25 protein-coding genes and 2 pseudogenes are annotated in these 26170 nt (G+C 73.1%); 11 read left to right on the forward strand and 16 right to left on the reverse strand.

What is annotated here, in order from left to right; genetic code table 11:
• Positions 1 to 192 precede the first annotated feature (192 nt).
• Positions 193 to 372, forward strand: a complete 180-nt coding sequence (locus ACIBH3_RS17305; RefSeq protein WP_396312813.1) for a hypothetical protein — start codon at positions 193 to 195, stop codon at positions 370 to 372.
• An 847-nt stretch (positions 373 to 1219) separates the two neighbouring features.
• Here ACIBH3_RS17305 and ACIBH3_RS17310 read toward each other — a convergent pair.
• Both ACIBH3_RS17310 and ACIBH3_RS17315 read right to left on the reverse strand, forming a co-directional pair.
• Entirely contained in the window at positions 1220 to 2266 is a 1047-nt protein-coding gene (locus ACIBH3_RS17310; RefSeq protein WP_396312814.1) for an amidohydrolase family protein, read from the reverse strand.
• Positions 2267 to 2347: 81 nt separating this feature from the next.
• Positions 2348 to 2509: pseudogene (locus ACIBH3_RS17315) on the reverse strand (IS256 family transposase); the annotation flags it as partial.
• Between ACIBH3_RS17315 and ACIBH3_RS17320 the strand changes: the two are divergent.
• A pseudogene (locus ACIBH3_RS17320) lies at positions 2487 to 2660 on the forward strand (site-specific integrase); the annotation flags it as partial. The pseudogenes ACIBH3_RS17315 and ACIBH3_RS17320 sit on opposite strands and share 23 nt — an antisense overlap.
• 81 nt (positions 2661 to 2741) lie before the next feature.
• Here ACIBH3_RS17320 and ACIBH3_RS17325 read toward each other — a convergent pair.
• The gene (locus tag ACIBH3_RS17325) at positions 2742 to 3500 is read right to left on the reverse strand and encodes a phosphoglyceromutase (protein ID WP_396312815.1); all 759 of its coding nucleotides are present in this window, start codon (positions 3498 to 3500) and stop codon (positions 2742 to 2744) included.
• Positions 3501 to 3656: 156 nt separating this feature from the next.
• Here ACIBH3_RS17325 and ACIBH3_RS17330 point away from each other — a divergent pair, with 156 nt between their 5' ends.
• Positions 3657 to 5012, forward strand: a complete 1356-nt coding sequence (locus ACIBH3_RS17330) for an MDR family MFS transporter (RefSeq protein WP_396312816.1) — start codon at positions 3657 to 3659, stop codon at positions 5010 to 5012.
• 72 nt (positions 5013 to 5084) lie between these two features.
• Here the strand turns inward: ACIBH3_RS17330 and ACIBH3_RS17335 are convergent, their stop codons facing one another.
• Together ACIBH3_RS17335 and mshA are read right to left on the reverse strand one after the other, a co-directional pair.
• Entirely contained in the window at positions 5085 to 5618 is a 534-nt protein-coding gene (locus ACIBH3_RS17335) for a YbjN domain-containing protein (protein ID WP_396312817.1), read from the reverse strand.
• Positions 5619 to 5751: 133 nt separating this feature from the next.
• Positions 5752 to 7116, reverse strand: coding sequence for a D-inositol-3-phosphate glycosyltransferase (gene mshA / locus ACIBH3_RS17340; RefSeq protein WP_396312818.1), 1365 nt, complete (start codon positions 7114 to 7116; stop codon positions 5752 to 5754).
• Positions 7117 to 7452: 336 nt separating this feature from the next.
• Here mshA and ACIBH3_RS17345 point away from each other — a divergent pair, with 336 nt between their 5' ends.
• On the forward strand, positions 7453 to 8283 hold the full coding sequence (locus ACIBH3_RS17345) for a class I SAM-dependent methyltransferase (RefSeq protein ID WP_396312819.1): 831 nt from the start codon (positions 7453 to 7455) through the stop codon (positions 8281 to 8283).
• Between the two features lie 291 nt (positions 8284 to 8574).
• Here ACIBH3_RS17345 and ACIBH3_RS17350 read toward each other — a convergent pair whose 3' ends face one another.
• On the reverse strand, positions 8575 to 9129 hold the full coding sequence (locus ACIBH3_RS17350; RefSeq protein ID WP_396312820.1) for an O-acetyl-ADP-ribose deacetylase: 555 nt from the start codon (positions 9127 to 9129) through the stop codon (positions 8575 to 8577).
• 373 nt (positions 9130 to 9502) lie between these two features.
• Here ACIBH3_RS17350 and ACIBH3_RS17355 point away from each other — a divergent pair, with 373 nt between their 5' ends.
• Positions 9503 to 11059, forward strand: coding sequence for a PP2C family protein-serine/threonine phosphatase (locus ACIBH3_RS17355; RefSeq protein ID WP_396312821.1), 1557 nt, complete (start codon positions 9503 to 9505; stop codon positions 11057 to 11059).
• Between the two features lie 119 nt (positions 11060 to 11178).
• Here the strand turns inward: ACIBH3_RS17355 and ACIBH3_RS17360 are convergent, their stop codons facing one another.
• From ACIBH3_RS17360 to ACIBH3_RS17390, 7 genes are all read right to left on the reverse strand, one after another.
• Positions 11179 to 11532, reverse strand: coding sequence for a DUF2516 family protein (locus tag ACIBH3_RS17360; protein ID WP_396312822.1), 354 nt, complete (start codon positions 11530 to 11532; stop codon positions 11179 to 11181).
• A 191-nt stretch (positions 11533 to 11723) separates the two neighbouring features.
• The gene (locus ACIBH3_RS17365) at positions 11724 to 12317 is read right to left on the reverse strand and encodes a hypothetical protein (RefSeq protein ID WP_396312823.1); all 594 of its coding nucleotides are present in this window, start codon (positions 12315 to 12317) and stop codon (positions 11724 to 11726) included.
• Positions 12318 to 12351: 34 nt separating this feature from the next.
• Complete coding sequence (locus tag ACIBH3_RS17370; RefSeq protein ID WP_396312824.1) at positions 12352 to 12792, reverse strand: helix-turn-helix domain-containing protein; 441 nt, start codon at positions 12790 to 12792, stop codon at positions 12352 to 12354.
• 43 nt (positions 12793 to 12835) lie between these two features.
• Positions 12836 to 13030 carry a hypothetical protein gene (locus ACIBH3_RS17375; protein WP_396312825.1) on the reverse strand — a complete coding sequence of 65 codons (195 nt, stop codon included), beginning with the start codon at positions 13028 to 13030 and terminating at the stop codon, positions 12836 to 12838.
• 15 nt (positions 13031 to 13045) lie between these two features.
• Positions 13046 to 13612, reverse strand: coding sequence for a DUF4291 domain-containing protein (locus tag ACIBH3_RS17380; RefSeq protein WP_396312826.1), 567 nt, complete (start codon positions 13610 to 13612; stop codon positions 13046 to 13048).
• A gap of 147 nt (positions 13613 to 13759) precedes the next feature.
• A complete protein-coding gene (locus tag ACIBH3_RS17385) occupies positions 13760 to 14023 on the reverse strand; it encodes a hypothetical protein (protein ID WP_396312827.1) in 264 nt (87 codons plus the stop codon).
• Between the two features lie 103 nt (positions 14024 to 14126).
• Positions 14127 to 17429 carry an SNF2-related protein gene (locus ACIBH3_RS17390; RefSeq protein WP_396312828.1) on the reverse strand — a complete coding sequence of 1101 codons (3303 nt, stop codon included), beginning with the start codon at positions 17427 to 17429 and terminating at the stop codon, positions 14127 to 14129.
• Positions 17430 to 17790: 361 nt separating this feature from the next.
• Between ACIBH3_RS17390 and ACIBH3_RS17395 the strand changes: the two genes are divergently transcribed.
• Positions 17791 to 18405 (forward strand): YceI family protein, encoded by a 615-nt coding sequence (locus ACIBH3_RS17395; protein ID WP_396312829.1) that lies wholly within the window; start codon positions 17791 to 17793, stop codon positions 18403 to 18405.
• Between the two features lie 181 nt (positions 18406 to 18586).
• Here ACIBH3_RS17395 and ACIBH3_RS17400 read toward each other — a convergent pair whose 3' ends face one another.
• On the reverse strand, positions 18587 to 19564 hold the full coding sequence (locus tag ACIBH3_RS17400) for a LysR family transcriptional regulator (protein ID WP_396312830.1): 978 nt from the start codon (positions 19562 to 19564) through the stop codon (positions 18587 to 18589).
• A gap of 112 nt (positions 19565 to 19676) precedes the next feature.
• On the opposite strand from ACIBH3_RS17400, the gene ACIBH3_RS17405 reads away from it, so the two are divergent.
• Positions 19677 to 20981 carry an MFS transporter gene (locus ACIBH3_RS17405; RefSeq protein ID WP_396312831.1) on the forward strand — a complete coding sequence of 435 codons (1305 nt, stop codon included), beginning with the start codon at positions 19677 to 19679 and terminating at the stop codon, positions 20979 to 20981.
• Between the two features lie 198 nt (positions 20982 to 21179).
• Here the strand turns inward: ACIBH3_RS17405 and ACIBH3_RS17410 are convergent, their stop codons facing one another.
• The gene (locus ACIBH3_RS17410; protein WP_396312832.1) at positions 21180 to 21725 is read right to left on the reverse strand and encodes a GNAT family N-acetyltransferase; all 546 of its coding nucleotides are present in this window, start codon (positions 21723 to 21725) and stop codon (positions 21180 to 21182) included.
• Positions 21726 to 21823: 98 nt separating this feature from the next.
• On the opposite strand from ACIBH3_RS17410, the gene ACIBH3_RS17415 reads away from it, so the two are divergent.
• From ACIBH3_RS17415 to ACIBH3_RS17425, 3 genes are read left to right on the forward strand one after another with little or no spacing between them, the layout of a single operon-like run.
• Complete coding sequence (locus ACIBH3_RS17415) at positions 21824 to 22234, forward strand: hypothetical protein (protein WP_396312833.1); 411 nt, start codon at positions 21824 to 21826, stop codon at positions 22232 to 22234.
• 11 nt (positions 22235 to 22245) lie between these two features.
• Positions 22246 to 22803: a thiol-disulfide oxidoreductase DCC family protein gene (locus ACIBH3_RS17420; RefSeq protein WP_396312834.1), complete on the forward strand. Its 558-nt coding sequence runs from the start codon at positions 22246 to 22248 to the stop codon at positions 22801 to 22803.
• Between the two features lie 11 nt (positions 22804 to 22814).
• Positions 22815 to 23657 (forward strand): TetR family transcriptional regulator, encoded by an 843-nt coding sequence (locus ACIBH3_RS17425; protein WP_396312835.1) that lies wholly within the window; start codon positions 22815 to 22817, stop codon positions 23655 to 23657.
• Positions 23658 to 23774: 117 nt separating this feature from the next.
• On the opposite strand, the gene ACIBH3_RS17430 is transcribed toward ACIBH3_RS17425, so the two are convergent.
• Complete coding sequence (locus ACIBH3_RS17430) at positions 23775 to 25067, reverse strand: GNAT family N-acetyltransferase (RefSeq protein ID WP_396312836.1); 1293 nt, start codon at positions 25065 to 25067, stop codon at positions 23775 to 23777.
• 306 nt (positions 25068 to 25373) lie between these two features.
• Between ACIBH3_RS17430 and ACIBH3_RS17435 the strand changes: the two genes are divergently transcribed.
• Positions 25374 to 26015, forward strand: coding sequence for a hypothetical protein (locus ACIBH3_RS17435; RefSeq protein WP_396312837.1), 642 nt, complete (start codon positions 25374 to 25376; stop codon positions 26013 to 26015).
• Positions 26016 to 26170 lie beyond the last annotated feature (155 nt).

Below are 26170 nucleotides of genomic sequence, written 5' to 3' on the forward strand. Positions count from 1 at the left end.
TCCGGACCGCGAAGCGTAAGCCGTGGAGGTTTGGTCCCACCTCAGGGGGACCAAACCTCCGGGCCGGGTGGTGAGGGCGCACGGCCGGCCGGGTTTCCCACCCCTGTACGCCCATTGACGCTCTCTCGGCGCGAGGGCTTCACTCGAGACGTGGGCACAGGAGTGTGCCCGTATCGAGGAGGGTCCAGCACGATGAAGGCAACCCCGACCCGGACCGTGCCGCCGGTCGACACCGTCGAACCACCCGCCCCGAAGCTGCTGCCGATCCTTGCCGCCGGCTGCGGCTGCGGCCCGGGCTGCGGCTGCGGCTGCCAGTCCGGCGCGCCCTGCCAGTGCGGCGGCGCGAGCGGAGGCTGCTGCGGCGGCCACTGAGCGGGCCGGGTGCCCCGCCGCACTGGCGGCGGCACCCGACCGACCCCTCGTCCGGCACCGTCCGCAGTCGTGCGGAGGTACGTGCGGGCGTCCGTCAGAACTTCACGTCGATGCAGGAGTAGAAGGCGTTCCCGGTGTCGGCGATCTCTCGCGCTGCGGCTGAGCGTGCTCGGGGGCTGGGCGCCGCTGTAGGGGACGGTGAGGAACGGCGTGGTACCCAGGCCGGCCCTCGTGAGCGGCTTGGTCGCGTCCCACTGGATCTCGCCGCAGCCCGTCACGGTCCCGCGGCGCACAGGGCATCGCTGGCGGCGGCCCTCACGGCCGTCGCCACCATTGGCATGCCTGCGCCAGGTCAGTGCTCCCACGACAGGAGCCGGCCGACGGAGCGCCAATGACCCGAAACGCCTTGGCAGGGAGGGGAGTTGAACTGCATCCCCTCGCCGCGGAACGCTCCGGCCCCGCCCCCACGATCAGGGGGGCGGGGTCGGAGCGGCAGCAGGCAGCCGACAGGCTTACTTCCTGCCCTGGGTCTGGAGGGCCTGTTCATTTGACCAGGTCAGCGGGACTCAAAACCCTGCTGACCTGCGGTGGGGCGGTCATTACTAGTCGTTGTTGGCCGTTGTTTGTCGCGCTCGGAGGGCCCAGAGAGGGCCCGGCGTGGTCGCCCCCGGGCCTCACTCAAGAGGAGCAGCCTCCCCTTCGCTCGCCGTGCGCAAGACGGGCCCGTCCCTCGACGTGGCCGTTCCGAAGCGGTAGCTGAAGTCCTCGGTGACGGGTCACGCCACACTCGCTTTCGAGTTCTGCCGCAGGAGTCATTGTCAAGAGTTGTGGATTTGACGCTTGGCCTTCAGGCTATGACCCGGCCGCGGAGGATGATGCGGCTGGGGTGAGCCAGGGTGGAAGCGTCGAGCGTGGGGTCGGTGTCGTAGGCGACGAGATCGGCGGGGGCTCCGTCAACCAGGCCGGGCAGGCCAAGGTAGGAGCGGGCCGACCAGGAGGCCGCGCCCAGCGCCGCTTCGGGCGACAGGCCCGCACGGACCAGCCATTCAATCTCCGAGCTGACGGTGCCGCATGGGAAGCTGTCGGTGCCGGCCAGGATGGTGACACCGGCCTCATGTGCGGCTCTCACGTTGGGCAGCATCGCGTCCCATCCGGCCAGCCACCAGTCCCGGCGGGCGCTCGGTTCGGCGGCCCGCCGCCGGTCGGCTCCGGAGCCGAAGACGCTGAGCGTGGGGACGAACGCTGTGCCTTGGTCCGCCATCCGATCGATCAGGCTCGGGTCCAGGTGCATGCCGTGCTCCAGGCTGTCGACTCCGGCCAGGACGGCGTTGCGACTGCCCTCGCTGGTCTGGCAGTGCGCGGCCACCCGGCCACCGATCGTGTGCACGGCCTGGACGACAGCAGTGAGGATGTCCAACGGCAGTGCGGGTTCGTCATGCCTCCAGTCCCCGATGACCTTGCACCAACCCGAGGACGCGGTGGCCTCCTCCACGGCTGCGGCGACCAGGTCAGCCTCGCTCACGTCTCTTCCAAAGCCGGGGAAGAAACGGCCCGGGGTGGCCAGCCAGCGTCCGGCCGAGTAGACGCGGGGCATGTCCGGGTCTTCGTCAACCCAGTCGGGGATGCGAGCTGCGGACCCGGGCGTGCGTACCAGCAGCACTCCGGCGTCGCGGTGATCGGTCAGGTGCCGCCGAAGCGTCGCGTCGCTGAACGGAGCCTCGATGTCTTCGGTGCCGGGATGGGTATGTGCATCAACCAGGCCGGGCAGCAGCCAGCCGCCGTCAATGACGAGGTCAGCATCCGGGGCAGCCCCGGCCCTCAGCCGGTCGCCATCGATCCAGAAGGATCGCTCCTCCCGCTCGGGCAATACGACGCCGCGCACTTGCAGCACCACCAGTGGCCTCCCCACGAACCCGCCTGCACGTTGGTCAATCTCGCTGATCCTATGAGAGACCTCGGCAGGGGAACCTCGGCATCAAGCAGCCGCCTCGTCAGTCCGCTCTACGAGGACTCCGCGCTCGAATCTTGCTCCGGCACGGACGAGGGCGACGAGGTGGGGTGCGTTCACCGCTCGCCACCGCTGTTGGGCGGACTCGACGAGCTTGAAGACCATGGCCAGGGCGGCGTTGGACGCGGGAGAGAGCATCAAGGCCGTAAGCGAGTACCTCGGGCACTCCGACCCGGGACTGACGCTGAAGGTGTACGCGCACCTCATGCCGAGCAGCCGCGACCGTGCCCGCAAGGCACTCGGTGAAGCGCTCCGGCCGCCGCAGGACTCCCCGCACTGAGGTCCCACAGTGGGCCCAGGGCGTGAAAATGCCCCCGCCCCGCGCCGTATACGCAGGTCGGGGGCATGATCATGAAGGCTACTACTTCTTGCCCTGGTTCTTCACGGCCTCGATGGCGGCGGCGGCGGCCTCCGCGTCGAGGTAGCGGCCGCCCTTGGCGACCGGCTTGAAGTCCGCGTCGAGCTCGTAGACGAGCGGGATGCCGGTCGGGATGTTCAGGCCCGCGATGTCCTCGTCGGAGATGCCGTCGAGGTGCTTCACCAGCGCGCGCAGGCTGTTGCCGTGCGCGGTGACCAGCACGGTCTTGCCCGCGGCCAGGTCCGGGACGATCGCGTCATACCAGTACGGGAGCATCCGGTCGACGACGTCCTTGAGGCACTCCGTGCGCGGGCGCAGCTCGCTCGGGATGTCCGCGTAGCGGGGGTCGCCGGCCTGCGAGTACTCGTTGTCGTCGGCCAGCACCGGCGGCGGGGTGTCGTAGGAGCGGCGCCAGAGCTGGAACTGCTCGTCGCCGAACTCGGCCAGCGTCTGGGCCTTGTCCTTGCCCTGCAGAGCGCCGTAGTGGCGCTCGTTCAGCCGCCAGCTGCGGCTGACCGGGATCCAGTGGCGGTCGGCCTTGTCCAGCGCGATCTGCGAGGTGCGGATGGCGCGGCGCAGCAGCGAGGTGTGCACCACATCGGGGAAGAAGCCCTCGGCGGCGAGCAGCTCGCCACCGCGTGCGGCCTCCTTCTCGCCCTTGTCGTTGAGGTCGACGTCGACCCAACCGGTGAACAGGTTCTTCTGGTTCCACTGGCTCTCGCCGTGGCGGAGCAGGATCAGTCGGTAGGTCGTTTCAGCCATGGCGCCCAGCTTAATGGAGGCCGAAAACGGGTAGCCGGGGCCCGGGGCCCGTGAGTAATGTGTGCTTGTCACTTGAGCCTCTTACAGTCCCGATGTCCGGTGTGTCCTGTTCGCATGTCACCGCTCATCGGGACTCCTGCCGTCCGGGAGTCCGCCGTGCCTGTCCCCGCCCGCATCCGCAGAGCCGCGACGGAGACGATGGGCGGGTTGCCGCGCCAGTTCTGGTGGCTCTGGACGGCGACGCTGGTCAACCGCCTCGGCGGATTCGTGGTGACCTTCCTGGCGCTGTACCTGACCACCGACCGCGGCTACTCCGCCTCTTACGCCGGTCTGGTCGCCTCGCTGTTCGGCCTCGGCTCGGCCGTCGCGGCGGTCGGCGGCGGCGTGCTCACCGACCGGATCGGGAGGCGGCCGACCCTGGTGGCGGCGCAGCTCGGGACGGCGCTGTTCACCGCGGTGCTCGGCTTCACGGACGGCCCGGTGGCGATCGCCGCGGTGGCGTTCCTGGTCGGACTCTGCAACAACGCCTCGCGGCCCGCCGTGTCGGCGATCATCGCGGACATCGTCCCGGCGGCGGACCGGGTGCGGGCCTTCGCGCTGAACTACTGGGCGATCAACATCGGCTTCGGGGTATCCGCGGCTGCGGCCGGCCTGATCGCCACCCACGGCTACCTCGTGCTCTTCCTGCTGGACGCGCTCTCCACCCTGCTCTGCGCGGTGCTCATCTTCGTCAAGATCCCGGAGACCAGGCCCGACGTGCCGGCCGCCCGGCGTGACGAACCGACCGTCGGCCTCGGCTCGGTCTTCCGCGACGGACGCTTCATGGTGGTGGTCGCGCTCAACCTGCTGCTCGCACTGGTCGTCCAGCAGGGCAGCACCACGCTGGCCGTCGACATGGGCCGGGCCGGCATCTCGGCCACCCAGTACGGACTGGTGATCGGGCTCAACGGGCTGCTCATCGTACTGCTGCAGATCCCGCTGACCCGGGCGATGGAGGGGCGCAGCCGGACGGCGCTGCTGGTCGCCAGCGCACTGCTCACCGGCTGGGGCTTCGGGCTGACGGCGCTGGCGGGCTCCTCGGCGCTGTTCTACGCGGGCACGGTGGCGGTCTGGACGATCGGCGAGATCATGAACGCGCCGACCATGATGGCCCTGGTCGCCGAGCTCTCACCGACCCACGCACGCGGCCGCTACCAGGGCGTCCACTCGCTCTCCTGGTCACTGGCGTCCTTCGTCGGACCGGCGGCGGGTGGCCTGCTGCTCCAGCACGTCGGGGGCGGGGCGGTGTGGGGCGCCTGCGCGGTGTGCGGGACGCTCGCCGCCCTGGGGTACGCGGTGCTCGGGCGGCAGCCGGGCGCGCCGACGGCGGCGGCAGAGCCGGTCGGGGCCGTGCCGGTGGCTGCCGAGGCGGCTGAGACTGCTGCGCCGGAGGCGGTCGGAACGGTGGCAGTCCAGCCGGGGGCGGCCGACACCAGGGCGGCCACCGAGACCGCGCCGATGCCGGCCGGCTGATTCCCCGGACGGGCGGGCCGGGCTCAGCCGACCGTCGCCGCCTACCCCGCTGCTGCGACCGCTGCGACCGGGCTACTCGGCAGCGGGGGCGGCAGCCGGCGCGGCGGGCGCGGCCAGGTGGGCGAAGGCCGCCAGATTGCGGGTGGACTCACCGCGCTTGGTGCGCCACTCCCACTCACGGCGGATCGCGGAGGCGAACCCGAGTTCGAGCAGCGTGTTGAACGGCTCGTCGGCGCTCTCCAGCACGGTGCCGAGCAGCCGGTCCACTGAGTCCCCCGTCAGGGCCTCCAGCGGAAGCCGGCCCGCGAGGTAGACGTCACCGAGCGCGTCGATCGCGTACGCGACCCCGTACAGCCGGGTGTTGCGTTCGAGCAGCCAGCGGTAGACCGCCTCGTGGTTCTCGTCCGGGCGGCGGATCACGAAGGCGTTGACCGAGAGGGTGTGATCGCCGACCCGCAGCGCGCAGGCGGTGTTCAGCTTCCGGATGCCCGGAAGGGTCGCCACCAGCGTGTACGGGTCGGTGGTGGCCGGCTCCCAGGCGACGCCCGCGTCGTCCAGGGCCGTGCGCAGGAGGGTGAGGGCCTCGTCCTTGGTGCGGATTGCCATGGGGGTGACGTTACTCGGCGGTACCTGCGGCGCGCAGCAGCGGCCGCGGCTGCCGAAGGGCGCGCCGCCGCCCCGCCCGGGGCGGAACGGCGGGTCGGGGGCAGGCATCCCCGAGGATCAGAGGATCAGAGGATCAGGCGAGCTTGCGGCGGGCGCCGCCGATCCGGCCTGCCGGGCGGCCCAGGGTGGCCGCGTACACCTCAGCTGTCCCGGCCGCGGCCGTGCCCCAGCCGAAGCCTGCGGCGTGCCGGGCGGCCGCCCGTCCCTGGGCGGCGACCAGGGACGGCCGGGTGGCGTACGGCTGGAGGGCGCGCGCCCAGTCCTCCGGGTCGTGCCCGCCGACCAGCCGGCCCGTCACGCCGTCCCGGACGGCGACCGGAAGCCCGCCGACCGCCGCCGCGACCACCGGCGTGCCGCAGGCCTGCGCCTCCAGCGCGACCAGGCCGAAGGACTCGCTGTACGAGGGCATCACCAGGGCCGTCGCCGCGCGGTACCACTCGGCGAGCTGCGCCTGGCCGACCGGCGGGTGGAAGCGGACCACGTCCCCGATGCCAAGCTGGGCGGCGAGCTTGTGCAGGCTCTCCGGCTTCGCGAGGCCGGTGCCGGACGGACCGCCGACCACCGGGACGACCAGCCGCTCGCGCAGCCCGGGCTCCCGGGCCAGCAACACGGCCACCGCGCGCAGCAGCACGTCGGGCGCCTTCAGCGGCTGGATGCGGCCGGCGAAGAGCAGCACCGCGGCGTCCTGCGGGAGGCCGAGCCGGGCCCGGGCGGCCCGCTGGTCACCAGGCCGGAACACGTCCAGGTTGACCCCCGGGTGGACCACCGCGAGCTGGTCGGGCCGGGCCGCGTAGTGCAGAGACAGCTCGGCCGCCTCCTCGGCGGTGTTCGCGATCAGCCGGTCGGCGGCGTCGACCACCTGGGTCTCGCCGATCACCCGGGCCGCGGGCTCCGGGGAGTCGCCCTCGGCCAGCGCGGCGTTCTTCACCTTGGCCATGGTGTGCATGGTGTGCACCAGTGGCACGCCCCAGCGCTGCGCGGCCAGCCAGCCGACCTGGCCGGAGAGCCAGTAGTGCGAATGGACCAGGTCGTAGTGGCCGGGCCGGTGGCCGGCCTCGGTGCGCAGCACACCGTGGGTGAACGCGCAGAGCTGGGCCGGGAGGTCCTCCTTGAGCAGGCCCTCGTACGGCCCGGCGGTGACATGCCGGACCAGCACGCCGGGGGCCAGCTCGACGAGGGGTGCGTCGTCCGAGCAGATCGCCCGGGTGAACACCTCCACCTCGATGTTGAGCTCCGCCAGGCGCTTGGCCAGCTCGACTATGTAGACATTCATACCGCCCGCGTCGCCCGTACCGGGCTGGTGCAGCGGTGAGGTGTGGACGCTGAGCATGGCTATCCGCCGTGGCCGGCGGGACCGGCCGCCGACCAGGGCCTGGAGCCGACCGCGACCGGTCGGCGCCTGGACATGGCGTGCCGGACGTACGGGGTGCTGGATCACCTGGCTGAAGCCTCCTTTGTGCTCCCCGACTGCTGCCACTGCTTACTGCCGCCTACTGCCACTGCTGGTCGTACTGCTCACTGCTCGTCGGCGCCTGCCGCCCGCGGGCCCGTGTGCCACCGGTGGCCGTCGGCCCGGCTCGGGCCGCACCGGCCCGTTCCGGCTTGCGCCGGTCCGGCCCGTTCCGGTGGGCGCGGTCGTGCCACCCGGAGCGCTCCGGGGCAGCCGGGCGCGCGGGCACGCCAAGCCACCAGTGTGCCAACCACAGGGCCACCGGTCGGCATTCCCGTCTCGCCCCATGAGATGCCAGCGGGTCCGCCACGTAGGCTGCGGGGCATGGCCGCTTCCTTCGACCCCGCCCTCCCGCCTGCCCGCGGCCGGACGGCCAGGCCGGTCGGGACGGTCACCCGGGGCACCACCAACACCAACCGGCTGCGGCGGATGGACCGCTGGATCGCCCACGCGCTCGGGCCGGCGCTGCGTTCGGCCGGGCGGCCGCCGGTGGCCGTCGACCTCGGCTACGGGGCGGCGCCGTGGACGGCGGTCGAGCTGTCGGCGCGGCTGCTTACGGTGCGGGCGGACGTGCGGGTGGTCGGGATCGAGATCGAGCCGGAGCGGGTCGCGGCGGCGCTGCCGTACTCCGCTCCGCCGCTGCTGAGCTTCAGGCGCGGCGGCTTCGAGGTGCCGCTGGACCGCGGCGAGCCGGCCCTGCTGATCCGGGCGGCGAACGTGCTGCGGCAGTACGAGGAGGCCGCGGTGGCCGGCGTCTGGGAGCGGCTGTGCGGACGGCTGGCGCCAGGCGGGCTGCTGATCGAGGGCACCTGCGACGAGATCGGGCGGCGGCACGTCTGGGTGGCGCTCGGCCCGGAGGGGCCGCGCACGGTGACCTTCGCGGCCCGGCTCGGCGGGCTCGGGCAGCCCTCCGACCTGGCGGAACGGCTGCCGAAGGCGCTGATCCACCACAACGTGCCGGGGCGCGCGGTGCACGCCTTCCTGACGGACTTCGACCGCGCCTGGGCGGCGGCGGCGCCGTACGGGGCGTTCGGCGCGCGCCAACGGTGGGTGGCCGCGTGCACGGCGCTGGCGGGGAGCTGGCCGCTGGTGGACGCGCGGGGGCGGTGGCGGCAGGGCGAGGTCACGGTGCCCTGGGCGGCGCTGGCGCCGTAGCGGGCGACTGGGGTGGTTGGACCGGGCGGAGGCGTGAACGGCGGCCCGGACGGCCGCCCCGGAGACGGTGCGGACGGCGGCCCGGGCGACGGTGCGGACGGCGGTCCTGGTGAGCGACCCCGGGGATTCACTCGAACGAGTTATCGAATATCCCTGGCATGTTGACGCCACGTCACGCCACCATGGGGACAGCCAACAGAGCCGCCCTGGCCACCGTCCCGCCATCGCCACGCCGCACAGCCGCTACAGCACCGCACGCCCGCACGGCCGACCCGCACCGCAGGCCCGCCATCAGTCCCGCTGTCCCGACCCCGACTCGTGCAACCCCAGCTCCCGCAACGCCCGCTCGAAGGCCGCGTACGACTCCGACCCGAACAACACGAACCGCGCCTCCTCCACCGTCGACCGCTCCCCCGCGACCGTGCTGAGCGCGATCCTGGCCGCATCGTCCAGCGGCCAGCCGAACACCCCGGCCGAGACCGCCGGGAACGCCACCGTCCGCGCACCCAGCTCCGCCGCCACCCGTAGCGACTCGCGATAGCAGGAGGCCAGCAGCTCAGCCCGCCGTTCGTAGTCCTCCGCCAGGTATACCGGCCCGACGGTGTGCACCACCCAACGCGCCGGCAGCCGGCCGGCCGTCGTCGCCACCGCCCGGCCGGTCACCAGGCCCTTGCCATAGTGCGAGGCCCGCAGCTGACGGCACTCCGCCAGGATCTCCGGCCCGCCCCGGCGGTGAATGGCGCCGTCGACCTCGCCTCCGCCCAGAAGGGAGGAGTTCGCGGCGTTGCAGACCGCGTCCACCTTCTGTTCCGTGATGTCACCCTCGACCAGCGTGATCCGCGCCACCGCTCCGCCCTCCTACCGCCTGCTCACCGGGAGCCCACACCCCCGGGCCCGTCCAACTCGTTCACGCTATCTAGATACGCCGCCACCAGCGTGGCAATAGCCACACCGATGCCGGTCGGCCAGAGAAATCCCCGGAGATCACGTTATGGTCGCGAGAAGTTCCCCGACACGCAGTGCCAGGCGGGCACTGCGCACGGATGTCGACCGTTGCCCACTCGGGGAAAGGGAGGACCGACCGATGCCCGCAACGGGAGACGGGCGGGCACCTGGTGCCGCAGACCTGCCGGGCACCGCGGCCGGTGCCCTGACCGACCATGCCCGCGCGGCGTCCAAGCGCCCGACCGTATCTGCGGGCGCCACTGGGAGCGTCTCGGTGGCATCCCCCGCGCCGATACCGCACCCCCGCGCCACGACCGGCTCCATCCCGACCGGCGCCCTCGCGACCGTCGCCGCACCGGGCGCCACCACCGGCTCCGGCGCGGCGGGCTCCGCCACCGGCGCCGGCTCAGCCGCCACCACGGCGACGGCCGCGACAGCCGCCACCACCCCGCCGCTCAGGCTCCTGGTGATCGAGGACGACGCCTCGGACGCCCAGTTGATCAAGGCGGCGGTGGCCGACAGTGGTGCGCCCATCGACGTGCACTGGGTGCGTGGCCTGGACCAGGCCGCCGAGCTGCTCGCCCCGGCACCTCCCTGGACGCGCCGCAACCGCTCGCGCGGCAGCGACTTCAGCTGCGTCCTGCTCGACCTCGCCGCCCCCGCCGACCTCGCGCACCCGTCGGACGCCTCCGACGGCCTGGAGGGGCTGCACGAGCTGCTCCGCCGCGCCCCACACACCGCCGTCGTCGTACTCACCGACGCGGCCGGGGCCGAGCTGGGTGCGGCCGCCGTGGCAGCCGGCGCCCAGGACTTCCTGATCAAGCACGAGACGGACGGCCCCCTGCTGGCCCGGGCGCTGCGCTACGCGGTGGAGCGCAAGCGGGCCGACGAGTCCCAGCGCAGGCTGGTCGAGGCCGAACTCCGCGGCCAGGAGAACGCCCGGCTCCAGCGCCATCTGCTGCCCACCCCGCTCCTCGACGGCGCCGGTCTGGCCTTCACCCGGCGCTACCGGCCCGGCCGCCGACGGGCACTGCTCGGTGGCGACTTCTACGACGCCGTGCGCACCGACGACGGCACGGTGCACGTGGTGATCGGCGATGTCTGCGGCCACGGGCCCGACGAAGCCGCGCTCGGCGTGGCGCTCCGGATAGCCTGGCGCACACTGGTCTTCGCGGGCCTCACGGGCGAAGCACTGCTGACGACGCTTCAGCACGTCCTGGAGCACGAGCGCCGCAGCGACGAAATCTTCGCGACCCTGTGCATGCTGGTCATCGAGCCCGGCGACGGCGCCACCGACGCGGGCTGGCACGGCGACCGCGCCACCGCCGGCGAAGCCAAGCGCCGCACCCGCGGGACCGACGGTACGGGAAGGGACGGCCCGGGCCATGGCGGTGCGGGGCAGGATGGCGCGGGCCCTGGTGTCGAGCACGCCAGGCTCTACCTGGCCGGCCACCCGGCCCCACTGCTGCTGGGTACGGATCACACCCCGGCGCTGCTGCCGGCCGACCAGGCCGGCCCGGCCCTCGGGTTGCTCCCGTGCGACGACTGCCAGGCGGTCTGGCCCGCGCAGCGGCTTGAGCTACGGCCCGGCTGGCGGCTGCTCCTCTACACCGACGGTCTGATCGAGGGCCGGGTGGGCGCGGGCTCACTCCGGCTCGGCCAGGACGGCCTGGCCGACCTGATCGGCGACCACCAGGCCACCGGGCTGACCAGGGGGCGACTGGTGGACAGTGCCATCGCCGAGGTGGAGGAGCTCAACGGCGGGGCGCTCACCGACGATGTCGCGGTGCTGCTGCTGGAGCGCAACCCCACCCCACTGATCCTGGGGTGACACGGTGACTCCCCCTCCGGGGTGACCGGGGTGACCCGGGCGACCGGGGAGAACGCCTCGGGCCCCGGCGCGCCTTGCGTGCGCGCCGGGGCCCGAGCCTCGATCGTTGTGGCCGACCGTCACCAGGGGCCGTACGGCCCCGTGTTGCGCCGGTCGCCGCTACCGCCTCGGCCGTCCGTGAGCTGCTTGATGGCCGGCCGCACGTCGACCATGTAGACGATCGCCGCGACGAGCCCGGCGAGCGTCAGGAAGCTCGTCAGGAAGCTGGCGCCGAAGATCAGGTCGAGCCCGAACGCGAGCCCGAGGACGACCAGCCAGAACGGCTTGGTCTTCTTGTCCGCCGCGCGGAAGGCGTCCTCCCGGCGGCTCGCCGCGTCCACGAGCGCGACCAGCTTGAAGCCCAGGATTCCGATGGCCAGCCACCAGAACGGGTTCAGGTAGTCGAAGGCCAGTACTTGGCCCACTGCACCCACTGCGGTCTCCTCACTCCGGCTCCACTCCGGCTCCGTCATCTCCGCAGCGCCGGCGCCGCCCATCCTGGCACGGCACCCCGCCTGCGGAGGGGACAACCTACCGGGCCGCCCGGATGTGCCCGTTACGTCCCTGGTTGCCCCCAGGCGACCCGTACCCTCCGGGGCGCCACCTCACGCTCGCGCGCCGTGCGCTACTTGGTGGTGCCGGTCTTCCGGGCGCGCGGAGCCTTCTTCGCGGCCGGCGAGTCACCGTCGGCGGCCTCGGACCCGGTGGCGTCAGCCGCCTCGGCGCTCTCCTCGGTCTCAGCGGTCTCAGCGGCCTCCTCGACCTCGGCGGCCTCAAAGGTCTCGACGGACTCGTGCGGCTCGACCACCACGGCCAGCTCGACGATCTCGTCAGACGCCTCCTTGCGGCCCTTGTCCACCACGCCCTTACCGCGAACGGCCAGCTCGTCGTAGGCCTCCTTGGCCTTCACCGCAAGCTCCACGGCCCGGCCCACCTGCTGGAGCGCGAAGCTCTGCGCCTTCTCCTGCAGCACCTTGATGTCGGTCGGCAGCGTGGTGACCGTCTCCGTCACCTTCACCTGCGTCTCGGCCAGCTTGGCCTGCGCCTCGTGGAGCCGCGCGGTCGCCTTCTCCTGGGCGCCCCGGCGGTCCGCCGCGATCGCCTCGACCAGGCCCGGCACCTCACGCAGCTTCTCGTACGCGAGGTCTCCGGCGCCCGCGAGGGCGTACAGCGGCGTCGGGTCGCTGAGGGTCTTCTTGATCTCGTCCGTGATCGGCATGACAGGTCCTCCTGGGGTCTGCTTCTAAGGTCTCTCAGTCGCTGCCGGCCGTCGTGGTCGGCCGCGCGGCCCGCGCTACGTCGTCCTGCTCGTCACCGACGCCCTCCTGACGCACGGCCCCGGGCCTCGGTGCCGTGTTCTCCCTCAGGAAGGTGTCGTAGACCGCGAGCAGCGCTTGCCTCTGCTGCTCGTTGATCAGCGGATCGGCCAGGATCGCGGCCCGCAGCTCCAGGCCCTCCCCGCGCCGCTCCTCCAGGATTCCGGCCTGGACGTACAGCGTCTCCGCCGAGATCCGCAGCGCCTTGGCGATCTGCTGCAGGATCTCCGCACTAGGCTTGCGCAGCCCGCGCTCGATCTGGCTGAGGTACGGGTTGGACACACCGGCGGCCTCCGCCAGCTGCCGCAGTGAGTACTGCGCACTCCGCCGCTGCTCGCGGATGTACTCGCCCAACGAACCGACATTCAGTGAGGCCATGCCTTCACCCTGCCCCACTCCGCTTGCAAATGCAAGCACACTGCTAGCAGGAGCAAGCTGGTTGGGGGAGACAGGCGGAGGCAGTGGCCGCGGCCTGCTGCACCTGGCCCCAGACGCCCGCGAGCAGCGCGGTCACGCCCTCGGCCGCCGCGAGCAGCCCGAGCGGCCGGCGCTCGGCCAGGTCGATGGCGACCCCGTCCGCCCCGTCCCCATGGCCGAAGCCTGGCGGGCCGTCCAACCGTCCGGGCGGGGATCAGCCGGGCATGCCCAGGCGCCGGGCGAGCGCGGGGTCCAGTGGGTAGACCCGCTCGGGCGGCAGCAGGGGGGTGATCCGGGCGGTTCGGCCACCCCGCAGCTGGCCCGCGATCCTGGCGACCCGGGGCGTCAGATCCTCGATGTCCACCACCCAGTCGTCCACCAGTGTGCCGATCACACCGCGGCCGATGCCGACCTGGATGCTGTAGTGGTTGAGCGCGGCACCCGACACCGACCGCTCCGGATCCCACTGGACGTGGACGGGCGCCACCGCCACCGCGGCCGGGTCGGAGGTGGTCAGCACGGCCTGGGCGAGTGCCTCCTCCCAGCCCCGCCGGGTGATCCGGACGGCCAGCACCCGCTCCTGCCCGGGCTTGCGGGCCCAGTTGCAGCGGTGCATCAGCCAGCGGAACGACGGCTTGATCCAGGTCATCCGGTGCCGCGAGAACGGGGGTACGAAGCGGTTGGCGGCGAGGGCGGGTGCGGCAATGGCGGGGCTGTACGCCTGGTAGACCACGATCGTCCGGGCGTCGTAGTCCGCGCGGATCTCATGGAGGGCTGTCATACCGGCCACTGTGACAGGCATCCCACCGTGCAGGACAACGAATTCGGCCCGCGCAGGCTGGTCACGGGGAGCGTCAAGGAGCCGCGAGGAGAGGGTCGAGGGCAGGTCAGGAACAAGTCAGGGAGGCAGGTCAGGGCAGGGGCAGGGTCAGGAGGAGAGGGTCCGGTACGCGGGTTCCAGCAGTGCGGCGAGGTCCCGGCCGCGCACGGTGATGCCGGAGGGGCCGAGCGCAGCGAGGGCCGAGGTGGTCGGCGACTGCTCGGCGTCCCCGCCGTCCTCGCCGTCCCCGCGGAGGGTGAAGTCTCCACGCCAGAAGTCGGCCACGCAGTCGGCGAGCGGGCGCTCACCCACCGGCGCGGCATTACCCGCGACGCTGCTGGAACCCGCCGGGGGCGGCGTCGGATCGGTCATCGCGTCCTCCTCCTGTTCCCCGTCCCGTTCTCGTTCCCGGCTCCACCCGGCCCGCCGACCGCTGTCGCTGTCGCTGTCACTGGCGTTGTCACCGCTCCCACCGTCAGTCCTCCCCCACCGCGTCCGCCGAGAGGCTCACCAGTTCGCGCAGCGCGTCGGCGGAGAGCTCGGTCAGCCAGTGCTCGCCCTCGCCCACCACCGCGTCGGCCAGGGCCCGCTTGGCGTCGATCAGTTCGGCGATCCGCTCCTCGACGGTCCCGACGCAGACGAAGCGGCGGACCTGGACGTCCCGGCGCTGACCGATCCGGAATGCCCGGTCGGTGGCCTGCTCCTCGACCGCCGGGTTCCACCAGCGGTCGAGATGGATCACCTGGTTGGCGGCGGTCAGATTGAGGCCGGTGCCGCCCGCCTTGAGCGAGAGCAGGAAGACCCGCGGCCCGTCCGGTGCCTGGAAGCGGGCCACCAGTTCCTCCCGGCGCCGCCTGGGGACACCACCGTGCAGGAAGAGCACCTCCTCCCCCAGCCGCTCGGCGAGGTGGGGCTGGAGCAGGGCCCCGAACTCCGCGTACTGGGTGAAGACCAGGCTGCGATCGCCCTCGGCGAGGGCCTCCGCCAGGACCGCCTCCAGTCGGGCCACCTTGCCGGAGCGGTCACCCAACGCTGACCCGTCGTGCAGGAGTTGGGCCGGATGATTGCAGGCCTGCTTGAGCTTGCCGATGGCCGCCAGCACGGTGCCGCGGCGCTCGACACCCCGGATTCCCTGCACCCGGTGCAGCAGGTCGGCGACCACCGCCTGGTAGAGCCCGGCCTGCTCGGCGGTGAGGTTGCACCAGAGCGTCATCTCCTGCTTCGCGGGCAGCTCCGCCGCGATCGCCGGGTCGCTCTTGTGCCGGCGCAGCACGAACGGCGCTGTGCGGCGCTGGAGTTCGGCGGCGACGGCGGCGTTCCGATGCTGTTCCACCGGAATCGCGTAGCGCTCCTTGAAGCGGGCCGCAGAGCCGAACAGGCCCGGGTTGGCGAAGTCCAGGACGGCGTGCAGCTCGGAGAGCCGGTTCTCCACGGGGGTGCCGGTGAGCGCCACGCGGTGGGCGCTGACCGGCAACGAACGGACCGCCCTGGACTGGGCGGTGGCGCTGTTCTTGATGTACTGCGCCTCGTCGGCGACGACCCGCCGCCAGGTGATCGACCGCAGCTCCTCGACGTCGCGCTGTACCAGCCCGTAGGTGGTGATGACCAGGTCGGCGCCCTGGACGGCCTCGCGCAGCCCGTCCCCGGTGAGCCGTTCGCCGCCGTGGTGGGTGTGCACCCGCAGGCCGGGGGCGAACCGCGCGGCCTCCCGCTGCCAGTTGCCGACCAGGGACATCGGGCAGACCAGCAGGGTCGGCGCGGTGACGCCCTCGGCCTGTTCGGTGGCCAGCAGGGCGAGGGTCTGGACTGTCTTGCCGAGCCCCATGTCGTCCGCCAGCACGGCGCCGAGCCCCAGTCCCGCGAGCGAGCGCAGCCACGCCAGACCCCGCTCCTGGTACGGGCGCAGGGTGGCCCCGAAGTCCCCGGGCAGCGGCGTGGCCGGGACCGGCAGCGCGCGCCCGGCCAGCAGGTCGCCGAGTGGGCCCTGCGCGTCGACGGCGGTGACGGGCAGACCGCAGACGGTGGCGTCGGGGTCGAGCGCCGTACGGAGCAGCTGGGTGGTGGGCATCAGGCCGTCCGCCCGGTCGGTGAGGAAGGCCAGCGCTGCGGCGATCTGGTCGGTGTCCACCTCGGTCCACTGCCCGCGTACCCGTACCAGGCCCTGCTTGGCAGCGGCCAGGTCGGCCAGCTCCTGCTGGGTGAGGGTCACCGTGCCGAGGGCCGCCTGCCAGCGGAACGCGACGATGACGTCCCGGTCGACCTGGCGGGCGGTCTCGACGGCACCGGGGGCCGGCGTGCGGACGGAGAGGGCGAGCCCGAGGCGCGGGCGGCGTCGCCACCAGGTGGGGAGCAGCACGCCGAAGCCCGCCTGGGTGAGGGCGGGCGCGGCGGTGCGGAGGAAGTCGAGGGCGCCGGCCCGATCGAGCTGGACGGCGCGGGGCCGGGTGGTGCGCAGCGACCGGCACAGCGCGGGCCAGCGGTGGGTGGCGCGGTCCAGCTCGGCGGCGAACTCGTCGAGCGGGTGCGCGGTCTTGCGTCCGAGCGCGGCCAAGGCGGGGCCTGCGCTCCAGAGCTCGGCGGCGGGGACGAGCAGGGACGGCTCGTCGACGGCCTGGAGCAGCAGTTCGACCTGCCACCCTTCCTCCGGGCCCAGCGGCTCCAGCAGCCGGAAGCAGAGCCGCAGCGCGGCGGTGACGGGTGTCGCTCCCGCGTACCAGGCGCCGAGTCGTTCGCGCAGCTCCGCGAAGTCGGCGTGGTCGGTGTCGGCAAGGGCGGGGGCCGTGGGGGCGGGGGCCGCAGCGGCGCTGTCGGCAGGGGCGGGGGCGGCTCGCCGTGGGGAGCGGGCTCGGAGTGGGAGGTCGGCCTGGCCGACTTCTGGTGCCGCCGGCGCCTCGCCCGCGACAGCCGGGCGGTGGCCCGCCGTGCTCGCCGGCCTGGCCGTGGGCCCGGGAATGCGACTGTCGGGGGCGGTGAGCGCGGCGAGCCAGCGTTCGGCGGCGGTGGCGGGCGCCGTGCGCAGCAGTGGGGGCGAGTCGGCGAGGGTGGCGCGGGCCTCGGCGTCGACCAGGGCGTCCAGCAGGTCGGCGACCAGTTCGCCGCCGGTACGGGCCTGGGGTACGGGGGTGGCCGGGGCCGAGGGGCCGGCGGGGCATTCGGCGCGGCAGACCGGTGGGCAGCCGGCGGCGAGTGCGGCGGCCTCGCGGCGCGCCGGCTCGTCCGGCGCGGGGCGCCAGCGGGCGTGCGCGATGCCGCCCTCGACGGTCGGCTCGGGCCGGACCAGGCCCCGGCCGACCAGCCGCCAGGCGAGGTCGTGGACGCCCGTCAGCCAGCGCAGCGAGGCGCCGTACGCGATCTCGACCGGCCCGACGCCGGGGAGTTCGGTGCTCGCCACGGCCCAGCGCGGGTCGAAGAGCCCGCCGAGCAACTGGGCCGCCGCGGCGGCGTCGAAGAGCAGCGCCGGCACCCGCCACGGGTGCAGGGCGGCTCCGCCGCGTTCGGGATCGGCGGGCAGCTCCGGGGAGGGGACGGGGGCTCCGTCGAAGGTCGGGAGCAACAGGGTGGCCCAGCGTTCGGGCGCCTGCTCGGCGAGCCAGCCGAGGCCGGGGCCGATTCCGGCGAGCAGCTCGGCCACCGCCACCGCCGGACAGGCGTAGGGGTGGGCGCGCAGCGCCCGGCCGGCGCCGGTCTCCGGCGGCGCGGCCACGGCGTACGCACGGGCGTCCTCCGCCCAGAGGGCGAGCCGCCCGTCCGCCCGCCAGAGTGCGTGCAGGGCGAACATGGCGGGCCTTCCGGTCTGTGGAGCGGGTGCGGCGCGGGTGCGGAGCCGATCGGGAGCCGACTCGGGACCGACTCGGGACCGACTCGGAGCCGACCTTGGAAAGCGTATCCGCCGAACCCGGCAATCGAACGAACGGTCGACGCATGGCTTCCGCGAACGCGGCCAGCAGCTGACCCGGTTCGCAGCCACCGTCGGTGGCGCCGGAGTTCAGGCGGCTCGCACGCCGGGCCGAGCCGGAGCGATCAACTCGACTCGCGGAGAACCACTCCGACGGCATGGTTGAACATTGAACGAAGTGGGGTTATGGTGGACGCAAGAAGTTGAAGCCTAAACATCTGGCTTCGGAACCTCAGGAGGAGCCATGGCCCTGTTCAACCGCACCAAGACCGCCACCAAGCCGGTCGAGCACACCGCCGCGACCACCGCCGGCCCCGACCTGGCGCATCTGACCGGCGACTGGGCCATCGACGCCGCGCACAGCCAGGTCGGCTTCGCGGTCCGGCACGCGATGGTCACGAACGTGCGCGGCACTTTCGCCGAGTACGACGGCAAGCTCCACCTGGACGGCAGCCACCCGGCCAACTCCTCCGCCGAACTGGTCATCAAGGTCGCCAGCATCGACACCAAGCAGTCCCAGCGCGACGAGCACCTGCGGACCGGCGACTTCTTCGCCGCCGAGGTACACCCCGAGATCACCTTCCGCAGCACCTCCGCCGAGCGGCTGCGCGAGGACTCGTACCGGATGACGGGCGACCTGACGATCAAGGGCACCACCCACCCGGTCGTCCTCAACCTGGAGTTCACCGGCAGCGCCGTCGACGCGTACGGCGCCGTGCGGGTCGGCTTCGAGGGCTCGGCGACCATCGACCGCACCGACTGGGGTCTGAGCTACAACGCCGCCCTGGAGACCGGCGGCGTGCTGATCGGCGAGAAGGTCAAGCTCAGCTTCGACATCTCCGCGGTCAAGGCCGCCTGACCGCCCCCGACACCCCGGCGCCCCGGCTTACCCGGCCCCCGTACGGACACGCCCACGCCCCTGCCGTCCCCCCGCGGCAGGGGCGGCGGCATGCCCGGCCGACGAGGCCACGAGGCCAGGAGGCCACCCGCCGCAAGTCACGTCCGCCTCGTCGCCGTCACCTCCGCCGTCACTGCCGCCGTCAGTGCCGCCGCGCAGCGGCCAGCAGGGCCACGTCCTCATCCGGCAGCCAGCTGCCCGGCGGACGCACCAGCCAGCCCTCCCGCCCGCCGAGCTCGGCGGCGGCCGCGAGCAGCGCGGCGAGCCCGGGATGTCGCAGCTCCGGCCGGTGCACCACGCTCAGCAGGCTCAGCGGCACCGGATCCACCAGCGGCAGCAGGACCGAGCCGGGGATCCGCGGTCCGCCGGTGGTGGTCAGCATCGGATCGCCGTGCCGGGCGAGATAGCGCGCGGTCTCGTCCACCCCCACCGGCGGGACGTACGGCGGGGCCGCCTCCAGGCCGTGCTGCCCGAGGAGTCGGGCCCCGAGGTCGGCCCACTCGGTGGTCGCGGGGTTGCCCGCGCAGATGTCCACCGGGTACCCGGCCAGGTCCGCCAGCGGCAGCACCTCCCGCCCCGCGAGCGGATGCCCGGCCGCCATCATCACCGCCATCCGCTCCAACCGCACTGGCACCTGGGCGAGTTGGGCGCGCACCCGGGCCGGGAGGCCGGCGAAGCGGCCGAGCGAGACATCGAGCCGGTGGGCCAGCAGCTCACCGGCCGCGGCTGACAGCCCGCCGTGGAAGCGCGCCAGCAACTCGCCGTCCGGCCAGGTGGTCCGGGCCCTGGCGAGCATCCGGTCGGCGGTCAGATCGTCGCCCGTGACGTCGCTGTTGAGGTCCAGCAGCAGCGGCCGGTGCTCGGCCGCCGCCACGATCTCGTCGTGCAGGGCCAGCAGCCGGCGCGCCTTGGGCAGCAGCCGGACACCCGCGGGGGTGAGCTCGACGCTCCGCGTGGTTCGGGTGAACAGGGCGTCGCCGAGGGCCAGTTCCAGCGCCCGGACGTCCCGGCTGAGCGCCTGCTGGGCGATGTGCAGCCGCTCGGCCGCCCGGCCGAAGTGCAGGCTCTCGGCGACCACGACGAAGCCGCGCAGCAGACGGGGGTGCAGGTCACGGGGCATGGCGGAAGATTAACAACAGAAGATTGTCAGTACGCCGAAACAGGTGTTGGACCGGAGGCCGGGGCGGCCCCGAAGCTGGTGACATCCCCCCGCAGTCCTCTCCAGGAGCCCCATGTTCGCCTCGTACCGCCGCATCTTCGCCGTGCCCGGCACGCTCGCCTTCACGCTGGCCGGCCTGCTCGGCCGGCTGGCCTTCTCGATGATGGGCGTCTCGCTCGTGGTGCTGATCGCCACCCGCCGCGACTCCTACGCGCTGGCCGGGACGGTCTCGGCTGCGGGACTCGTCGCGGTGGCGGTGGGGATGCCGCTGTTCGGCAGGTTGGTGGACCGCGTCGGGCAGTCCCGGGTCGCCGTCCCCGCCGCGCTCGTCGCCGCCGTGCCGCTCACCGGGCTGCTGCTCTGCGTCCACTTCGGCGCCCCCGCCTGGACCCTGTACCTCTGCTGGGCGGCCGGCTGCGTCGCCCCCAACCTGGGCGGCATGGCCCGGGCCCGCTGGGCCCACATCTACCGCGACGACGCCGAGGCCCGGCACATCGCCACCTCCATGGAGCAGGCGCTGGACGAGGCCTGCTTCATGGCCGGGCCCGTCCTGGGGATGCTGCTCTGCACCTCGCTGTTCCCCGAGGCCGGCCTGATCACGGCCGGAGTGCTGTCGACGACGGGCGCGCTGCTGTTCGCCGCCCAGCGCGGCACCGAGCCGCCCGTACGGTCGGCGCCGGCACGGGAGGAGGCGCCCGCCTCCCCCCTGCGGCTGCCGGGTCTGCGGGTGCTGACGCTGACCTTCTTCGCCACCGGGCTGCTGTTCGGCTCGATGGAGGTCACCACCCTCGCCTACGCCGACGCGCTCGGGCAGAAGCCGCTGGCCGGCCTGCTGCTGGGGCTGGTGGCCGCGGGCTCCTGCGCGGCCGGGCTGGGCTTCGGGCTGCTGCGGCCGCGCCGGGCACCGCATGTGCGGTTCCTGATCGGCGTCGGGGCGATGGCCGGACTGCTGCTCCTGCCGCTCCTGGTCACCCTCTCCGGCGCAGGGTTCGCGGCCCTCGCGGTGGTGCTGTTCATCGCGGGTACGGGCACCGCGCCGACCATGGTCAGCGGCATGACGCTGGTTCAGGAGCTGCTGCCGCAGCGGCAGCTCAACGAGGGCATGTCGATGGCGGTATCCGGCATCGTGGTGGGCATCTCCACCGGCGCGGCGATCGGCGGCGTGTTCGCGCAGCACACCGCGCCGGGGACGGGCTACTGGCTGCCCGCCGGGGCCGCGTCGACGGCCCTGCTGATCGCCCTCGCCGGGCGGCACCGGCTCCGGCCCGCACCCCGCGGCCGGACGGCGGGCGGCGCGCCGGCGGCCACGAAGGCGGCCGGCGCGCAGGCCGCGGGCGCGGGCGAGCGGCTGCCGGAGCCGGAGCCGGCCCGCCGGTGACGGCGGTCACGGCAGTCACGGCAGTCACGGTGTACGACCATGACGGCTGACCGCACTGTCGGCCAGGCCTCTGCACGTTCCCCTTCCCGCAGCGCGGGCGCACAGCCGCCCGGGCGCTCAGCCCTGCTCGGCTCGGTCGGCCTGCTCGGCCCGGTCCGCCTGCTCCCCCGGCCCGGACCGGACCGATCCGGGTCGGCGCTACCGCCGAACGGGGGCGGGCCAGGTGTACTCGTACTCGGGCAGGGTGAACCCCGCCGGGAACTCGCAGTCGCGCTCGTCCGTGCGCCGCCCGCCCGCCCGCTCGTAGAAGGCCACCGCGCGGATGTTCGCCTGCAACACCTCCAGGTAGAGGTCCGCGCCGGGAAACCGTTCGGCACAGCGGGCCAGCGCGGCGTCCATGAGCCTGCCGCCGATGCCCCCACCGGTCAGACCGGGGCGCACGTGCAGGTTGTCGAGCAGGACCCGGCCCTCCGGCTGCGGGACGAGGTAGGCGAAGCCGACGGTCTCCCCCGCCAGTTCGGCGATCAGCAGCAGCGGGGTGTTGGCGGGCTCGCCGTAGTCGGCGTCCAGACGCAGCGCCCACAGTTCGCGCCGCTCGTCCGCAAGGCCGTCGCCGAGCGCCTCCGCCGGCATGATCCCGGTGTAGGCGGTGCGCCAGCTGGCCGCGTGCAGGGCTGCCACCGCGTCGGTGTCGGCGTCGGCGCCCGTCCTGATCGTCACGCCCGGAGCGTGCTGCGTCGTCATGTGACGAGCCTCCCACACCCCCACCTTGAACACGTTCAAACTCAGGGCTACAGTCATGCCCACAAGGTTTTGAACACGTTCGAAACGAGGTGGTCCCGATGGACTGCACTGTCGTCAGCTACGCCGTCTACCTGCCGATCGCCACCGGCCTGACCATCTGGGTGGCCCGCACACTGACCAAGAACGGCCGCATCTTCCTCGCCGACGTCTTCGCCGGCGACGAGAAGCTCGCGGACGCCGTGAACCACCTTCTGGTGGTCGGCTTCTACCTGCTCAACCTCGGCTTCGTAGCGCTCTGGATGAAGACCGACCAGCAGGTCATCGGCACCCAGGGCGTCTTCGACGCGCTGTCGATCAAGCTGGGCACGGTCCTGCTGGTACTCGGCGGGATGCACCTCGCCAACGTGTACGTCCTCAACCGGATCCGCCGCCGCGGCGCGCTGGAGCGCCAGCAGCGCCCGCCGGTCGCACCGCAGGGCTACACCGCCTACCAGCCGGCCCAGGGCTGAGGACGGTTCAGGTGACCACCGACCCCGCGCCGCAGGCGGAGCCGTCCGTCCCGCCACCGGTCACCCGGATCACCGTGCTGCACGACCCGGCCTGCCCGCTCTGCCGGCACCTCACGGCCTGGCTGCGCGGCCGGTACCAGCTGGTTCCGCTGGAGTTCGTGGCGGTCGCCTCGGCCGAGGCCCGCGAGCGGTTCCCCGGGCTCGACCACGACGCGACACTCGGCGAGATCACCGTCGTCGCCGACACCGGTGAGGTCTGGCGCGGCCCGCAGGCGTTCGTCATCTGCCTCTGGGCGCTCGCCGAGTACCGGCCGCTCGCCCGGCGGCTGAGCACCCCGACCGGACTGCCGGTGGCCAGGGCGGCGGCCTTCGCCGCCAGCAAGTACCGCGCGGCCGTGGGGGCCGGCCGCGCCGCACCGGGTGCGGAGGGGACATCCGGTACGGCGCGGCCCGGCGCGGTCGCGGGCCGGACGCAGTCTGCCGCCCACCCGGTCACAGACCCGTACGGCGAGCCGTACCGGCCCCCGGCGTACGGCTGTGTCGACGGCGCCTGCTCGGTCTCCGGCTAGGCTCAACGACCGTGGACGACGTGACACCGACGAACGGCGCGAACGGACAGCAGCAGGGCGAGCCCGGAGAGCAGGGCGCGACCGCGGGAGCCGACCTCTCCGTCAAGGGCACGGGCAGGCAGCCCGTGCCCAGCGGCGAGGTCCCCGGCGGCCGCGCGCTGCCCAAGACCGGCAAGAGCGAGCAGACCCGGGCGCTGATCCTGGAGACGGCCATGCGGCTGTTCAAGGAACGCGGCTACGACAAGACGACGATGCGGGCCATCGCCTCCGAGGCGGGTGTCTCGGTCGGCAACGCCTACTACTACTTCGAGTCGAAGGAATTCCTGATCCAGGGGTTCTACGACCAGATGACGTACCAGCACGCCGCCGACGCCAGAGCCCGGATGGCCGGGCGGACGGACTTCGCGGAGCGCCTGGAGATCGCCCTGATCTCGTGGATCGACTGCGCCGCGGAGTACCACGAGTTCGCCTCGCAGTTCTTCCGTACCGCGGCCGACCCGACCAGCTCGCTCAGCCCGTTCTCCAACGAGTCCCACCCGGCCCGCGCGACGGCGGTCGAGCTCTTCCGCGAGGTGCTGACCGGCTCCGACATCGCCGCCAAGCTCGACGCCGAACTCGCCGATCTGCTGCCCGACCTGCTCTGGCTGGACCTGATGATCGTGGTCCTCTACTGGGTGTTCGACCGCACCCCGGACACCGGGCGGACCCGCGAGTTCGTGCGCCGCTCGACGCCGATGACCGCACGGGTCATCAATCTCTCGCGCTACCGGGTGTTCCGCCCGATCGTCCGCGACGCCAAGGGCCTGATCCAGGACTTCATCCTGCCGACCATCGGCCGTACGGCGAGGCCGTAGTACCGCCGATGGTCGTGCGGTCCTGTGCACGACCGCACGACCGCACGACCGCACGACCATCGGCGGTACCACGGCCCAAAAGGCCAGGCTCAGAAGGCCAGACCCAGAATGCCGGTCTCAGAAGGTGTCCGGATTCCAGGCCAGCAGTGGCGTGCGCAGCAGCAGGTCGGCGGCGGCGACCGCGCCCGGGCGCAGCTCGCCGACCAGCCCGGCCGCCGCCAGCCGCGGGAGCGTCTCGCCGCCGAGGTAGAGCGCGCCGAGGGTCGAGGCGTCGAGCGCGAGGTCGGCGTCGTCGGCGGTGGGGGCACAGCGGCCGGTGCCGTCGGCGGCGACCTCCAGGGACCAGCGGCCCGCCGCGTAGCCCACCTCGTCCTCGACGTCCAGGACCACCCGTCCGGGCGCGCCGTACGTCCGGGCGTTGAAGGCCGCCTCGACGTCGAGCACCCGCAGCCACATGAAGTCGGCGTTCTCCGCGTACGGGGTGGCGGCGCGCGGATCGTTGAGCAGCAGCGGCAGCGGGTCGTCCGGGCCGATGTTCTCGACCACCACCCGGCGCACCCAGTCGACCGAGAAGGCGAACCGCCACAGGGCGACGGCGGTGACGCGGTCCATCGCCATGAAGTCGGTGACGGTGAGGGTGCAGTTGGGGTAGCTGCCGTCCCAGGTGTCATCGATCTTGTAGACCACCAGACCGGTGACGGTGCCCTCGGCGTCGCGGTGGACCGCGGCGAAGGGCTGCTTCCAGTCGAAGCCCGGCACAGTCACATCGCCGGTGTGGATCCGCCAGAACAGCTCGTCCCGGCCGATCGCGCCCGGCTGGGTGAGGCGCCAGCGCTCGTGCAGCTCCGGGCCGATCTTGCGCAGCTCCGCCATGGTGGCGAAGTCGATCCGGCCGCCGGGCTCCGAGGGAAGCTCCGCGCGCAGGCCGCCGGCCCGCAGCAGGTCGATGTTCCAGCCGTGGCCGCGGGTCGCCGGGCCGAATCCGTAGCGGCCGTAGATGTTGTACTCGGCGGCGATCAGGATGGCGACGGTGTTGCCACGGCGGCGCGCCTCGGCCAGATCCCGGCCCATCATCTCGCTCAGCACGCCGCGCCGGCGGTGGGTGGCGCTCACCGTGACGGCGGTGATCGCGTCGGCGTTGACGGTGGCGCCGCCGGGCACCGTCAGCTGGTTGTCGTAGCTGCGGAAGGTCGCGACGCAGGTTTCCCCGTCGTACGCGCCGAGCGTCCGGCCCTGGGTGAGCTGGAGGCGGCGCAGTTCGGTGCCGTCCTCGACGTGCGGCCGCAGGAAGCCGAGGGTGAGGGCCCGGTCCCACCCGGCGAGGTCGTCCTCGGTGATCGCCCGGATCACCACATCGTCTTCTCGGCCGGTGCCCGGATCGCGGGTCGCACCAAGCGCGTAAGTACCCATTCCGCCACCGTACGACCGGCCCCGCGCCCCCGGCATCCCATTTTCCGCGCCCCGCCGCCTCCCCCGCCTCCCCGAACGGCGGGCATGAGGAGCCGTTGCCTCCCGTCCTCGTCCCCGTCCCTGTCCCCGTCCCCGTCCCTGTCCCCGTCCCCGTCCCCGTCCCTGTCCCCGTCACGCAGCGTCCGCTGAACGCCCGCGAGCGGGCCGTGCACGCCCGTGGCAAAGGTGAAGCTCGCAACGCCCCTCTCCCGCGCAGGTGGCGGACACCCGATGGTCGGGCCGCAGGTTCTGGACGATGCTGATGCCGTGCGTCGAGCGACCTCCCCCACCATCCGGGCCCGCCTGCGGTCGGCCGCCCGGAGACGTCCGCCGGGCAGCACCGCCGCACCTCCGGCGACGCGGGCCCTCGGCCACAACCTGGCGCCCTGGGCCACGGCGTTGTCCGCCATCGCGGCAGCGATCGGCCTCTTCTTCAGCGCCACGGTGGCATCGTCGAGCGTGGACGCAACGCGCAAGCAGCTGGAGCGGGACCGGCGGGAACAGGCCGGACGGGTCAGCTACTGGACCGAGTGGGCCGGTGAGACCAGCGAGACGGTGATCATCGCGAACCGCTCGCTGGACCCGGTGACCCGGGTCGACCTGTGGTTCTACGCGCCGGACGCGGGCATTGATCCTGCTACCCACGAATGGATCTTCATGGGCTTCGACGCCATCCCGCCCTGCACCCGGCTGGTCTTCGCCGCCCAGGACATCGACGGCTTCCTCCGGGGCTACGGAGTCCTGCCGGGCGGGGCACCGATTCGGGCGGTCCAGTTCTTCGACAGCGACGGGAAGAACTGGTCGCGCGACCCGGACGGGCTCCGCTCGGCCGAGCACGAGAGGAACGACGGCGAAGATCTCCTCGCCGCACCCGCCAGGCAGGAGCCGGCCGAGCACTGCGACAAATGAGCGTCGCGTGGCGGCCACGCCGAGGCGAACCGGTGTCTCGTCGTCGTCCAGGGCCAGGCCGTCCAGGGTCCGGCCAGTGGGTGGCAGCCGACCGTCGACCGGATGGGACCGGCACCAGACCTTCTCCAAGGTCGGCGAGTTCCTGCACCAGGTGC

Source organism: Kitasatospora sp. NPDC050543 (assembly GCF_044457565.1).
Lineage (GTDB): Bacteria > Actinomycetota > Actinomycetes > Streptomycetales > Streptomycetaceae > Kitasatospora.